Raw genomic sequence first — 12,800 nt, 5'->3', positions numbered from 1 at the left:
GAAAGATGGAAACTGTAGTTGGTCTAACTGCTATCGCTGTTGCACTGCTGATCGGCCTGGGCGCACTGGGTACTGCAATCGGTTTCGGCCTGCTGGGCGGTAAGTTCCTGGAAGGCGCTGCGCGTCAACCGGAAATGGTTCCAATGCTGCAAGTTAAAATGTTCATCGTGGCTGGTCTGCTCGACGCCGTGACCATGATCGGTGTTGGTATCGCTCTGTTCTTCACTTTTGCGAACCCCTTCGTTGGTCAACTCGCTGGCTGATCACTCGAATTTTCGAGTTGATTGGTGTGATGGACAACGAACGAGCGAGGTGTTGGCGTGAACATTAATGCAACCCTGATTGGCCAGTCCGTTGCGTTCTTCATTTTTGTGCTGTTCTGCATGAAGTTCGTGTGGCCTCCGGTCATCGCGGCTTTGCACGAACGTCAGAAGAAGATTGCGGATGGACTGGACGCTGCTACACGAGCAGCTCGCGACCTGGAGCTGGCCCAAGACAAAGTGGGTCAGCAACTGCGCGAAGCTAAGGCTCAGGCAGCTGAGATCATTGAGCAAGCCAAGAAACGCGGTACCCAGATTGTCGACGAAGCCCGTGAACAGGCTCGCGTTGAAGCTGACCGCATCAAGGCTCAGGCTCAGGCCGAGATCGAACAGGAACTGAACGGCGTCAAAGACGCGCTGCGCGCCCAATTGGGTAGCCTGGCAGTCAACGGCGCAGAGAAGATCCTGGGTGCCACAATCGATCAAAACGCGCACGCGGAGCTGGTAAACAAACTGGCTGCTGAAATTTAAGCGAGGGCGATCATGGCAGAACTGACCACGTTGGCCCGACCTTACGCTAAGGCAGCCTTCGAGCATGCACAGGCGCACCAGCAACTGGCCAATTGGTCAGCCATGCTCGGCCTGGCTGCTGCAGTGTCGCAAGACGACACGATGCAGCGCATGCTCAAGGCCCCGCGACTGACGAGCGCAGACAAGGCCGCCACTTTTATTGAAGTGTGCGGCGACAAGTTCGATGCCAAGGCACAGAATTTCATTCACGTCGTTGCTGAAAACGACCGTCTCCAGCTTCTGCCGGAGATCTCCGAACTGTTCGAGCTTTACAAGGCCGAGCAGGAAAAATCGGTAGATGTGGATGTGACCAGTGCTTTTGCATTGAACCAAGAACAGCAAGACAAACTCGCCAAGGTTCTCAGTGCACGGCTCGGCCGGGAAGTGCGCCTGCACGCTGCGGAGGATGCCGCCCTGATAGGTGGTGTCATCATCCGCGCCGGCGACCTGGTTATCGATGGCTCAGTTCGCGGCAAACTCGCGCAACTAGCCGAAGCATTGAAATCTTGAGTTTGAAGGGGCAGCAGAGCAATGCAGCAACTCAATCCTTCCGAAATAAGTGAAATCATCAAGGGCCGCATCGAGAACCTCGATGTTGCCTCCCAAGCCCGAAACGAAGGCACAGTCGTCAGCGTGTCTGACGGTATCGTGCGGATTCACGGTCTCGCCGACGCTATGTACGGCGAAATGATCGAGTTCCCGGGCGGCGTTTACGGTATGGCACTGAACCTGGAGCAAGACTCCGTGGGTGCTGTCGTACTGGGCGCTTACACCTCTCTGGCTGAAGGCATGAGTGCCAAGTGCACCGGCCGCATCCTCGAAGTTCCGGTTGGTAAGGAACTCCTGGGTCGCGTAGTCGACGCACTGGGTAACCCTGTCGACGGCAAAGGTCCGCTGAACAACACCGAGACCGACGCGGTCGAGAAAGTTGCTCCAGGCGTGATCTGGCGTAAGTCGGTAGACCAGCCTGTACAGACTGGCTACAAGGCTGTCGACGCGATGATCCCTGTCGGCCGTGGCCAGCGCGAGCTGATCATCGGTGACCGTCAGATCGGTAAAACCGCTCTGGCGATCGACGCGATCATCAACCAGAAAAACAGCGGTATTTTCTGCGTCTACGTTGCAATCGGTCAGAAGCAATCGACCATCGCCAACGTTGTTCGCAAACTGGAAGAAAACGGCGCTCTGGCCAACACGATCATCGTGGCGGCCAGTGCTTCGGAATCGCCTGCGCTGCAATTCCTGGCTCCGTATGCCGGTTGCACCATGGGCGAATACTTCCGCGACCGCGGTGAAGACGCACTGATTGTCTATGACGATCTGTCCAAGCAGGCTGTGGCTTATCGCCAGATTTCCCTGCTGCTGCGTCGCCCACCAGGCCGTGAAGCCTACCCAGGCGACGTGTTCTATCTCCACTCCCGTCTGCTGGAGCGTGCATCCCGCGTTTCGGAAGAGTACGTAGAGAAGTTCACCAATGGCGCAGTGACCGGCAAAACCGGCTCCCTGACCGCATTGCCGATCATCGAAACCCAGGCTGGCGACGTTTCCGCGTTCGTTCCGACCAACGTGATTTCCATCACTGACGGTCAGATCTTCCTGGAATCGGCCATGTTCAACTCCGGCATTCGCCCGGCAGTGAACGCCGGTGTTTCGGTATCCCGTGTGGGCGGTGCCGCTCAGACCAAGATCATCAAGAAGCTCTCCGGTGGTATCCGTACAGCTCTGGCTCAGTACCGTGAACTGGCAGCATTTGCCCAGTTCGCCTCTGACCTGGACGAAGCGACCCGTAAGCAACTTGAGCATGGTCAGCGCGTTACCGAGCTGATGAAGCAGAAGCAATATGCGCCAATGTCGATCGCTGACATGTCGCTGTCGCTGTATGCCGCTGAGCGTGGGTTCCTGACTGACGTCGAAATCGCCAAGGTTGGCAGCTTTGAACAAGCGCTGATTGCTTACTTCAACCGAGATCACGCCGATTTGATGGCGAAGATCAACGTGAAGGGTGACTTCAATGACGAAATCGATTCTGGCCTGAAAGCCGGCATCGAGAAGTTCAAGGCCACCCAAACCTGGTAAGCCGCAGCGGGAGTCGCGAGGCTCCCGCTTGCTAACCTGATAGGTGTTACATGGCAGGCGCAAAAGAGATTCGCAGCAAGATTGCGAGCATCAAAAGCACGCAAAAGATCACCAGCGCCATGGAAAAAGTGGCGGTCAGTAAAATGCGCAAGGCTCAAATGCGCATGGCTGCTAGCCGTCCTTACGCGGAGCGCATCCGCCAGGTGATTGGTCATCTCGCCAACGCTAACCCGGAATACCGTCATCCCTTCATGATCGAACGCGAAGTAAAGCGCGTCGGTTACGTCGTGGTGAGCAGTGACCGTGGTCTGTGTGGTGGCTTGAATACCAACCTGTTCAAGGCTTTGGTCAAGGACATGGCGAAGAACCGTGAAAACGGCGTAGAGATCGATCTGTGCGTGGTCGGCAGCAAAGGTGCGGCGTTTTTCCGCAACTTCGGCGGTAACGTTGTCGCTGCGATCAGCCACTTGGGCGAAGAGCCGTCGATCAACGATTTGATCGGCAGCGTCAAGGTGATGCTGGATGCCTACCTGGAGGGCCGTATTGATCGCCTGTCCGTGGTGTCCAACAAATTCATCAACACCATGACTCAGCAACCAACGGTCGAGCAGTTGATTCCGTTGGTCGCGACCCAGGACCAAGAACTCAAGCACCACTGGGATTACCTGTACGAACCCGACGCCAAAGAGCTGCTGGACGGCTTGATGGTCCGTTATGTGGAGTCGCAGGTCTATCAGGCGGTGGTCGAGAACAACGCGGCTGAACAGGCTGCGCGGATGATCGCGATGAAGAACGCCACCGACAACGCCGGTGACCTGATCAGCGATTTGCAGCTGATCTACAACAAGGCGCGTCAGGCAGCGATCACCCAAGAGATCTCGGAAATCGTCGGCGGCGCTGCCGCGGTTTAACGGTTCAAATATTCAGAGGATCCAGCTAATGAGTAGCGGACGTATCGTTCAAATCATCGGCGCCGTGATCGACGTGGAATTTCCACGCGACAGCGTACCGAGCATCTACAACGCGCTGAAAGTACAAGGCGCGGAAACTACTCTGGAAGTTCAGCAACAGCTGGGCGACGGCGTAGTTCGTACCATTGCGATGGGTTCCACCGAAGGCTTGAAGCGCGGTCTGGACGTTATCGACAGCGGCGCAGCCATCTCCGTACCAGTCGGTAAAGCGACGCTGGGCCGGATCATGGACGTACTGGGTAACCCGATCGACGAAGCGGGCCCGATCGAAACCGAAGAGCGCTGGGGCATTCACCGTCCTGCACCTTCGTTCGCTGATCAGGCTGGCGGCAACGACCTCCTGGAAACCGGCATCAAGGTCATCGACCTGGTTTGCCCGTTTGCCAAGGGCGGTAAAGTCGGTCTGTTCGGTGGTGCCGGTGTCGGCAAGACCGTAAACATGATGGAACTGATCCGTAACATCGCCATCGAGCACAGCGGTTATTCCGTGTTCGCCGGTGTGGGCGAGCGTACCCGTGAGGGTAACGACTTCTACCACGAGATGAAGGACTCCAACGTTCTGGACAAAGTAGCACTGGTCTACGGTCAGATGAACGAGCCGCCGGGTAACCGTCTGCGCGTCGCTTTGACTGGCCTGACCATGGCTGAGAAGTTCCGTGACGAAGGTAACGACGTTCTGTTGTTCGTCGACAACATTTACCGTTACACACTGGCCGGTACTGAAGTATCCGCACTGCTGGGCCGTATGCCTTCTGCAGTAGGTTACCAGCCGACGCTGGCTGAAGAGATGGGCGTGCTGCAAGAGCGCATCACTTCGACCAAGGAAGGCTCGATCACTTCGATCCAGGCGGTATACGTACCGGCGGACGACTTGACCGACCCATCGCCAGCCACAACGTTTGCTCACCTGGACGCCACCGTCGTTCTGTCCCGTGACATCGCTTCCCTGGGTATCTACCCAGCGGTCGATCCACTGGACTCGACTTCGCGCCAGCTGGACCCGAACGTGATCGGTCAGGACCACTACGACACCGCTCGCGGCGTTCAGTATGTTCTGCAGCGTTACAAAGAGCTGAAAGACATCATCGCGATCCTGGGTATGGACGAGCTGTCGGAAACCGACAAGCAGTTGGTATCCCGGGCTCGTAAGATTCAGCGCTTCCTGTCGCAGCCGTTCTTCGTGGCTGAAGTCTTCACCGGTGCCTCGGGTAAATACGTTTCCCTGAAAGACACCATTGCTGGCTTCAAAGGCATCCTCGCCGGTGACTACGACCATCTGCCTGAACAGGCGTTCTACATGGTCGGCGGCATCGAAGAAGCGATCGAGAAAGCCAAGAAACTGTAATCCAGGCGCCCGGCAACGGGCGCTAATCAGGTTGAGGCATGCAAATGGCTATGACAGTCCATTGCGATATCGTCAGCGCGGAAGGAGAGATTTTCTCCGGTCTGGTGGAGATGGTGATTGCACACGGTAACCTGGGTGATATCGGTATTGCTCCAGGTCACGCACCGTTGATCACCGATCTGAAGCCAGGTCCGATCCGCCTGATCAAGCAGGGTGGCGAAGCCGAGGTGTTTTACATCTCCGGTGGTTTCCTTGAGGTTCAACCGAACATGGTCAAAGTGCTTGCCGATACCGTGCAACGCGCTGCAGATCTGGACGAAGCCTCAGCTCAGGAAGCCGTCAAGGCTGCCGAGCGTGCTCTGAATGAAAAAGGCGCAGATTTCGATTACGGAGCTGCTGCTGCACGTCTGGCGGAGGCCGCAGCTCAGCTGCGCACCGTCCAGCAAATTCGCAAGAAGTTCGGCGGCTAACCCCGGCGACTCGTTGCGCGATTGAGTAAAAGGGTAGCCTCGGCTACCCTTTTTCTTTTTTCGGCTTCTCGCCTGAATCATCAGCCCGGCTAATGTGGCCTGCTCGTCTGGAATCCCTTCATGTCTCTCGATATCGTCATTCTCGCCGCGGGTCAGGGCACTCGCATGCGTTCCGCTCTGCCCAAGGTCTTGCATCCTGTAGCCGGTAAATCGATGCTCGGCCATGTTATTCACAGCGCACGCCAGCTTTCGCCCCAGGGCATTCACGTGGTCATAGGCCATGGAGCAGAGCGGGTCCGAGAGCAATTGGCGAGCGATGATCTGAATTTCGTGCTCCAAGACAAACAATTGGGCACTGGCCACGCCGTTGCTCAGGCGTTGCCAGCGCTGACGGCCGAGACGGTACTCATTCTTTATGGCGACGTCCCGCTCATACAAGTAGAGACCCTGCACCGCCTCCTCGCGCTGGTAAATGATCAGCACTTAGGTCTGCTGACGGTCACTCTGGAAGACCCGACCGGTTATGGCCGCATCGTCCGTGACGTGCAGCATCGCGTCAGCGCTATCGTCGAGCACAAGGATGCAACTGAAGAGCAGAAGGCTATCAAGGAAGGTAACACCGGAATCCTTGCGGTACCGGGCAAGTGCCTTGCCGACTGGCTGGGCCGCCTCTCCAATAAAAACGCCCAGGGTGAGTATTACCTGACTGACGTTATTGCCATGGCCGTCAATGATGGCCTCGTGGTCGCGACTGCTCAGCCCGACGACGCCATGGAAGTGCAGGGCGCCAATGACCGTAAACAGCTTGCCGAGCTCGAGCGTCATTACCAGCAGCGCGAAGCCCGCCGACTCATGGCGTTGGGCGTCACACTGCGCGACCCGGCGCGTTTCGACGTTCGTGGCGACGTCACTGTTGGCCGCGACGTGATGATCGACGTGAACGTCATCCTTGAGGGGCGAGTCGTCATCGAAGACGACGTCTCCATCGGGCCGAACTGCGTGATCAAGGACAGCACCTTGCGCAAGGGCGCAATCATCAAGGCGAACAGTCACCTTGAAGGGGCGATCGTTGGCGAAGGCGCGGATGCAGGACCTTTTGCTCGTTTGCGCCCGGGCAGCGTGCTCGACGCCCGTGCCCATGTGGGTAACTTCGTCGAATTGAAGAATGCTCATCTGGGCGAGGGCGCCAAGGCAGGCCATCTGACCTATTTGGGTGACGCAGTGATCGGCGCGCGCACCAACATTGGCGCTGGCTCCATCACCTGTAACTACGATGGCGCGAACAAGCATAAGACGGTGATGGGCGAAGACGTGTTCATCGGCTCGAACAACTCGCTGGTCGCCCCTGTGCATATCGCGGCAGGCGCTAGCACTGCCGCTGGCTCTACCATCAATCAGGATGTGCCGGCCGAACAGCTTGCGGTTGCCCGTGCTCGCCAACGCAACATCGAAGGCTGGAAACGACCCGTGAAAATCAAGAAAGACTAAGTTATCCACAGGTCACATCGGCTGCTTGCCAGGCAGGCAGCTGATCCCGAGTCGCTAAACAACCATCCCTCTACAAAATCGTTTAACCATCCTCCCCAAAAATCCAACTCCCCCTTGACGTATATCTTTCGATGGGCTTTCATTGCGTTCGTTAACTTTCGAAACGAAACTTAAGGCAATCATGTCGAAACGTAACACGCCTCAACGCCGCCACAACATTCTTGCTCTGCTCAATGAGCAGGGGGAGGTAAGCGTGGACGAGTTGGCCAAACGCTTCGAAACGTCCGAGGTGACGGTCCGTAAGGATCTGGCTGCGCTCGAAAGCAACGGGTTGCTGCTTCGTCGTTACGGCGGCGCCATCCCGATGCCCCAGGAATTGATCGGCGAACCCGGCCAGCCCGTTTCCAGGTTCAAACAAGCCATCGCACGCGCGGCTGTTGCCCGCATTCGGGAACACGCACGGATCATCATCGACAGCGGCAGTACAACGGCTGCGATGATCCCGGAGCTAGGATTGCAGCCGGGCCTCGTGGTGATGACCAATTCCCTGCATGTCGCCAACGCGCTGGGTGAACTGGAGCACGAACCGGTCCTGCTGATGACCGGCGGCACATGGGACCCGCATTCAGAGTCGTTTCAGGGTCAGGTGGCGGAGCAGGTGCTGCGTTCCTACGACTTTGATCAGCTGTTCATCGGCGCCGACGGCATTGATCTTACCCGCGGTACAACCACATTCAACGAGCTTCTTGGGCTCAGCCGGGTGATGGCCGAAGTTGCCAGGGAAGTGATCGTGATGGTCGAGGCCGATAAGGTCGGTCGCAAGATTCCCAATCTGGAGCTGCCCTGGGGCAGCGTCCATACCCTCATTACCGATGACCGCCTGCCTCAAGAGGCACGCGAACAAATTCAGGCTCGCGGCGTAACCTTGATCTGCGCTGCTGTTTCCTAGGAGAAGAACCATGTGTGGAATTGTCGGCGCTGTTGCTGAACGGAATGTTACTGCCATCCTGCTGGAGGGCCTCAAGCGCCTGGAGTACCGGGGCTACGACAGCGCCGGCGTGGCGTTATTCAACAACGCTGGCGTGCTTGAGCGTTGTCGTCGGGTCGGCAAGGTCAGCGAACTGGAGCGGGCGCTCGCTGGCGAACCTGTCACAGGCCGCCTCGGCATCGCCCACACCCGTTGGGCGACCCATGGCGCACCGTTGGAGCGCAACGCTCACCCGCATTTTTCCAACGAGCAACTGGCGGTGGTGCACAACGGCATCATCGAAAACCATGAGCCGCTTCGCGAGCGCTTGAAGGGTCTGGGTTATGTGTTCACGTCTGACACGGACACCGAGGTCATTGTCCACCTGCTGCACCATAAACTGCAGGACACGCCCGATCTGGCCGCTGCTCTGAAGGCCACGGTGAAGGAACTGCACGGCGCGTATGGCCTTGCGGTCATCAGCGCACAACAACCGGATCGCCTGATTGCCGCTCGCAGTGGCAGCCCGCTGGTTGTGGGTCTGGGCCTTGGGGAAAACTTCCTCGCTTCTGATCAACTGGCGTTGCGTCAGGTGACGGACCGCTTCATGTACCTGGAAGAGGGTGACATCGCCGAGATCCGTCGCGACAGCGTGCAGATCTGGGACGCATCCGGCCTGCCCGTCGAGCGTGAGATCGTTCAGTATCACGAGGGCGCAGAAGCGGCGGACAAAGGCGAGTACCGCCACTTCATGCTCAAGGAAATCCACGAGCAGCCAAAAGTCGTGCAGCGCACCCTGGAAGGCCGCCTCGGTCAGCAGCAGGTTCTGGTGCAGGCATTCGGACCGCAAGCGGCGGAGCTGTTCGCCAAAGTACGCAACGTGCAAATCGTCGCCTGCGGCACCAGCTATCACGCCGGCATGGTCGCGCGCTACTGGCTCGAAGGCCTGGCCGGCATTCCCTGCCAGGTCGAGGTGGCCAGCGAATTCCGCTACCGCAAGGTCGTGGTCCAGCCGGACACGCTGTTCGTTTCGATCTCCCAGTCCGGCGAGACGGCCGACACCCTGGCCGCGCTGCGCAATGCCAAGGAACTGGGTTTCCTCGCCAGCCTGGCGATCTGCAACGTAGGCATCAGTTCGCTGGTGCGTGAATCCGATCTGACCCTGCTCACTCAGGCTGGCCCCGAAATCGGCGTCGCGTCGACCAAGGCGTTCACCACGCAGCTGGTCGCGCTGATGCTACTGACGCTGTCACTGGGTCAGGTCAAAGGCACGCTGGGCGCTGGCGTGGAAGCAGAACTGGTTGAAGAGCTGCGCCGCCTGCCGACCCGCCTGGGTGAAGCACTGGCGATGGACACGACGGTGGAGAAAATCGCCGAACTGTTCGCCGAGAAGAATCACACCCTCTTCTTGGGCCGTGGCGCACAATTCCCGGTGGCGATGGAAGGGGCGTTGAAGCTCAAGGAGATCTCCTACATCCACGCCGAAGCCTACCCGGCCGGCGAACTGAAACACGGCCCGTTGGCACTGGTGGACAGTGACATGCCCGTCGTCACCGTGGCACCTAACAACGAGCTGCTGGAGAAACTGAAATCCAACCTGCAGGAAGTGCGTGCACGGGGCGGCGAGCTGATCGTCTTCGCTGACGAACAGGCCGGGCTGGTCAACGGAGAGGGGACCCACGTGGTTTCCATGCCCCACATCCTCGACGCATTGACGCCGATCCTTTACACGATTCCGCTGCAACTGCTTTCGTATTACGTGGCAGTGCTCAAGGGTACGGATGTGGATCAGCCGCGTAATTTGGCGAAGTCCGTGACGGTGGAATAAGTTATCCACAGCGTACTGCGCTGGTTCTTAGGGAATCAGAGCAGTCGCAGATTGTTAATGTGTAGGCAAAGGAGGGCCTACACGTTGGACCGAATGCTTGATCTGCACCGGCCATCAGGCTGCTGGCCATGCTTCTCAAGGTTTCGCTCGCCGCGTCGATAGCTTCTCAAGTCAATGCGAGCGGCCTCCATGTTCAATACCCGGTTAAAAGATAAAATCCAGCAATTGGAAAAACGGCTGGGGGCTCTTGAGCAGGTCAAGGCGACGCTGGATCTCGAAACCGTGTCGGTCACCCTGGACGCGGCAGGCGTCATCCTTGAGGTGAATGCTCTGTTTGAAACAGAGCTGGGATTCACCCAGGCCGAGTTGTCCGGTCGTGCCCTCCGTGAGTTCAGTCCTTCAGAGCTGAGCGGAGACGTACATCAGCGCCGGGCTCTTGATGCTGTTGCCCAGGGCAAGCATTACAGCGGCACGTTGCGTCTGTGCAGCCGTGAAGGTCGACACGTCTGGCTACGGGCAATGGTCATACCCTTCGCAGGTGACAGCGGGCGGGTCGAACGCATCGTTTTGTATTCAAGCGTGCTGACGAGAACCATTGAAGCCTCCAGGGAGAATGAAGCGCTGGTGGGGGCTCTGATGCGCTCCACTGCCGTCATCGAGTTTTCTCTGGATGGGTTAGTGCTGGCAGCCAATCAGAATTTTCTGGACGCTATGGGCTATACGCTTCCCCAAATCCAGGGCAAGCACCACCGAATCTTTTGCATGCCATCCGACGCTCAGTCGGAAGAATATGATCGGTTTTGGCAGACCCTTAGACAGGCATCCTATGTCGCGGGAAGGTTTTGCCGAGTGGATAAACATGGCAACGAGGTATGGCTGGAGGCTTCCTACAATCCAATCGTGGATGCCAATGGCAAGCTGTACAAGATTGCCAAAATAGCCACCGTTATCACCGACCAGGTCACCCGCGAGCGCGCTGTATCCGAAGCAGCCGGCATGGCCCACGGCACGTCGGTTCGAACCAATGCCAGCGCACAGCAAGGCCGCGAAGTCATTCAGAACACCGTGACGACCCTCAATACACTGTCGGCGTTGATGGAAGATGCTGCCCATGGCATTGAAGCACTGGATGCCCAGAGCCAGGAAATCGGTACCATCGTCAAAACCATCGGCAGCATCGCGGACCAGACCAATCTGTTGGCCTTGAACGCAGCGATCGAAGCCGCACGTGCCGGGGAACAGGGCCGCGGTTTTGCTGTGGTCGCCGACGAGGTCAGAAACCTGGCCCTTCGAACCACTAAGGCGACGGCGGAGATATTCGAGGTCGTGAAAAACAATCAGGTTCTGGCGTCCAGCGCTGTGACCATGATCGGAAAAAGCAGGCAGCAGGCCGGGGCGGCGCTGGATTTCGCCAGTGAGGCGGACGAGGTGATCAAGGACATTCAGCAAGGTGCCAACAGTGTTGTGGTCGCCGTTGAGCAGTTCTCGGGTCAAGCCGGGCAATAATGATCTCTGCAGTGCTATCCATGATGTCCGCAACGAACGTTCAAGGTGCTTTCGCAGCGCAGGCCAGCGGCGGATCGCAGATTCCCAAGCCGACGGAAAATCGTGCGAGTCGTAGGCACCCACACATAAAACTCACCACAGTAAGCTTTAGGCGGCCTAAAACGCATTTAAGTGCGTATTAATTGACCTTCACATCGCGTTAATACTCAGCTTGGTTTACCTTAAGTCAGATAAGGTAAACCCAGGTGCGTTTTATGACTGACTTCTTCCCTGTGGCGTGCGCCGACAGCCTCGCCAGGATAGGGCTTCTGGTAAAGGCTCGACGCTTATCAGTAGGCTTGCGCCAAGCTGATCTCACAAGCGCGATCGGCATCTCGGCACATACGTTACGCAAGATCGAAAACGGCTCGGAACGGGTCGACTTGCGATCATTCATGCTGGTGCTATGGCGCCTGGGCTTGAGCGACCAGGTTTTCGCGCCATTGGACGGGATTGAAAAAACGTCTGAAATCACTCGCTATGGCAGCGACGAAGATGCGAAGGACGGCCTCGCAGCGCGACGGGTGCGGTTGGCGAAACCCAAGTCGGAGGACTTTTGATGTCTCGCGCCTATATCTATATGGAAGACCCCAAGACCAAAGACGTGGTGACGCTCGGCAGATTGACGCTCAAAGGCGCGGTGGGTGAGTTTCTTTATGCACCTGATCACGTGAAACGGAGTGGATGGGTGCCAGATCCCATCAACTATACGCTCAAAGGTCTGGCGAAATTCATTGAAGCCTGTGAAGCGGTTTACGACAGGCAGCTGGATGCCGAATCGCTCGTAACGCTAAACATACGGCAGCAGCGTTCGTCCCTCGGTGGAGCCAGGCCCAAGCGCACGCTGCAAGACAAAGGCATGCTGATCCTGGCCAAGCCCCGTGACCAGTTTGATGAGTATGATTTCCCCTCCATCGAATTTGCCTGCATGACCTTCGCCGCTTCCAAGGGCATGCACGTCGCAAACACCGGGTTGTGCGGACGGCGCCCATCGCATTCCGATGCTGAGCGCACTCACTTTGCTCGATTCAGACTGGAACGAACCGCGCCACCGCGACTGGCGGTATGCATCGGTGGCAGACGAGATGCGACGCAGAGGAGTCCCGGACGAGGACCTGCAAGAGCTGTTCAAACGCAGGTGCTACAACGCATTGGCCGCTCGAGTTGGGAAGATGAGCTCAAAGCTCATTACGGCAAATGGCTAAGGGGCACAGATCTGCACATGGCATGCGACGCCGTCAGCTCAACACGTATGACCCAGTGAAACCCACTCGCCGAGC

The 12,800-nt window shown here is 57.7% G+C and carries 13 protein-coding genes and 1 pseudogene; all 14 read left to right on the top strand.

Translation table 11 applies throughout. From position 1 onward, the window contains the following. Positions 1-5 precede the first annotated feature (5 nt). The 14 genes and pseudogenes from atpE (at position 6) to AC07VF_RS07635 (ending at position 12,784) form a co-directional block, all read left to right on the top strand. The gene (gene atpE / locus AC07VF_RS07700; RefSeq protein WP_002555987.1) at positions 6-263 is read left to right on the top strand and encodes a F0F1 ATP synthase subunit C; all 258 of its coding nucleotides are present in this window, start codon (positions 6-8) and stop codon (positions 261-263) included. A 57-nt stretch (positions 264-320) separates the two neighbouring features. Beyond that, positions 321-791, top strand: coding sequence for a F0F1 ATP synthase subunit B (locus AC07VF_RS07695; RefSeq protein WP_065988056.1), 471 nt, complete (start codon positions 321-323; stop codon positions 789-791). Positions 792-803: 12 nt separating this feature from the next. Further along, on the top strand, positions 804-1,340 hold the full coding sequence (locus AC07VF_RS07690; protein ID WP_037016920.1) for a F0F1 ATP synthase subunit delta: 537 nt from the start codon (positions 804-806) through the stop codon (positions 1,338-1,340). 21 nt (positions 1,341-1,361) lie between these two features. Further along, complete coding sequence (gene atpA / locus AC07VF_RS07685; RefSeq protein WP_065988057.1) at positions 1,362-2,906, top strand: F0F1 ATP synthase subunit alpha; 1,545 nt, start codon at positions 1,362-1,364, stop codon at positions 2,904-2,906. A gap of 50 nt (positions 2,907-2,956) precedes the next feature. Beyond that, positions 2,957-3,817 (top strand): F0F1 ATP synthase subunit gamma, encoded by an 861-nt coding sequence (atpG, locus tag AC07VF_RS07680; RefSeq protein WP_037016916.1) that lies wholly within the window; start codon positions 2,957-2,959, stop codon positions 3,815-3,817. Positions 3,818-3,845: 28 nt separating this feature from the next. Then, positions 3,846-5,222, top strand: a complete 1,377-nt coding sequence (atpD, locus tag AC07VF_RS07675; RefSeq protein ID WP_037016914.1) for a F0F1 ATP synthase subunit beta — start codon at positions 3,846-3,848, stop codon at positions 5,220-5,222. A gap of 44 nt (positions 5,223-5,266) precedes the next feature. Continuing rightward, the gene (locus AC07VF_RS07670) at positions 5,267-5,692 is read left to right on the top strand and encodes a F0F1 ATP synthase subunit epsilon (protein ID WP_133774003.1); all 426 of its coding nucleotides are present in this window, start codon (positions 5,267-5,269) and stop codon (positions 5,690-5,692) included. A 120-nt stretch (positions 5,693-5,812) separates the two neighbouring features. After that, positions 5,813-7,180, top strand: coding sequence for a bifunctional UDP-N-acetylglucosamine diphosphorylase/glucosamine-1-phosphate N-acetyltransferase GlmU (glmU, locus tag AC07VF_RS07665; protein WP_495008319.1), 1,368 nt, complete (start codon positions 5,813-5,815; stop codon positions 7,178-7,180). A gap of 178 nt (positions 7,181-7,358) precedes the next feature. Continuing rightward, entirely contained in the window at positions 7,359-8,129 is a 771-nt protein-coding gene (locus AC07VF_RS07660; RefSeq protein ID WP_192174475.1) for a DeoR/GlpR family DNA-binding transcription regulator, read from the top strand. A gap of 10 nt (positions 8,130-8,139) precedes the next feature. Further along, positions 8,140-9,975, top strand: a complete 1,836-nt coding sequence (gene glmS, locus AC07VF_RS07655) for a glutamine--fructose-6-phosphate transaminase (isomerizing) (RefSeq protein WP_346627355.1) — start codon at positions 8,140-8,142, stop codon at positions 9,973-9,975. 174 nt (positions 9,976-10,149) lie between these two features. Further along, positions 10,150-10,941: pseudogene (locus AC07VF_RS07650) on the top strand (PAS domain-containing protein); the annotation flags it as partial. Positions 10,942-10,971: 30 nt separating this feature from the next. Next, entirely contained in the window at positions 10,972-11,481 is a 510-nt protein-coding gene (locus AC07VF_RS07645) for a methyl-accepting chemotaxis protein (protein ID WP_495031053.1), read from the top strand. Between the two features lie 254 nt (positions 11,482-11,735). After that, positions 11,736-12,080, top strand: a complete 345-nt coding sequence (locus tag AC07VF_RS07640) for a helix-turn-helix domain-containing protein (protein WP_495008320.1) — start codon at positions 11,736-11,738, stop codon at positions 12,078-12,080. Further along, entirely contained in the window at positions 12,080-12,784 is a 705-nt protein-coding gene (locus tag AC07VF_RS07635) for a hypothetical protein (protein ID WP_495008321.1), read from the top strand. Before AC07VF_RS07640 ends, AC07VF_RS07635 begins: the two co-directional genes overlap by 1 nt. Positions 12,785-12,800: the final 16 nt, after the last annotated feature.

The organism is Pseudomonas sp. GW821-FHT02H06 (assembly GCF_059421525.1).
The sequence above is the reverse complement of the archived record's forward strand: the minus strand, read 5'-3'. Positions and strand labels throughout refer to the sequence as shown.

What these genes read in the sequence shown, in the direction of transcription:
- atpE (WP_002555987.1), top strand. Translation starts at nt 6, where the DNA reads ATGGAAACTGTAGTTGGTCTAACTGCTATCGCTGTTGCACTGCTGATC.
- AC07VF_RS07690 (WP_037016920.1), top strand. Translation starts at nt 804, where the DNA reads ATGGCAGAACTGACCACGTTGGCCCGACCTTACGCTAAGGCAGCCTTC.
- atpA (WP_065988057.1), top strand. Translation starts at nt 1,362, where the DNA reads ATGCAGCAACTCAATCCTTCCGAAATAAGTGAAATCATCAAGGGCCGC.
- atpG (WP_037016916.1), top strand. Translation starts at nt 2,957, where the DNA reads ATGGCAGGCGCAAAAGAGATTCGCAGCAAGATTGCGAGCATCAAAAGC.
- atpD (WP_037016914.1), top strand. Translation starts at nt 3,846, where the DNA reads ATGAGTAGCGGACGTATCGTTCAAATCATCGGCGCCGTGATCGACGTG.
- AC07VF_RS07670 (WP_133774003.1), top strand. Translation starts at nt 5,267, where the DNA reads ATGGCTATGACAGTCCATTGCGATATCGTCAGCGCGGAAGGAGAGATT.
- glmU (WP_495008319.1), top strand. Translation starts at nt 5,813, where the DNA reads ATGTCTCTCGATATCGTCATTCTCGCCGCGGGTCAGGGCACTCGCATG.
- glmS (WP_346627355.1), top strand. Translation starts at nt 8,140, where the DNA reads ATGTGTGGAATTGTCGGCGCTGTTGCTGAACGGAATGTTACTGCCATC.
- AC07VF_RS07645 (WP_495031053.1), top strand. Translation starts at nt 10,972, where the DNA reads ATGGCCCACGGCACGTCGGTTCGAACCAATGCCAGCGCACAGCAAGGC.
- AC07VF_RS07640 (WP_495008320.1), top strand. Translation starts at nt 11,736, where the DNA reads ATGACTGACTTCTTCCCTGTGGCGTGCGCCGACAGCCTCGCCAGGATA.
- AC07VF_RS07635 (WP_495008321.1), top strand. Translation starts at nt 12,080, where the DNA reads ATGTCTCGCGCCTATATCTATATGGAAGACCCCAAGACCAAAGACGTG.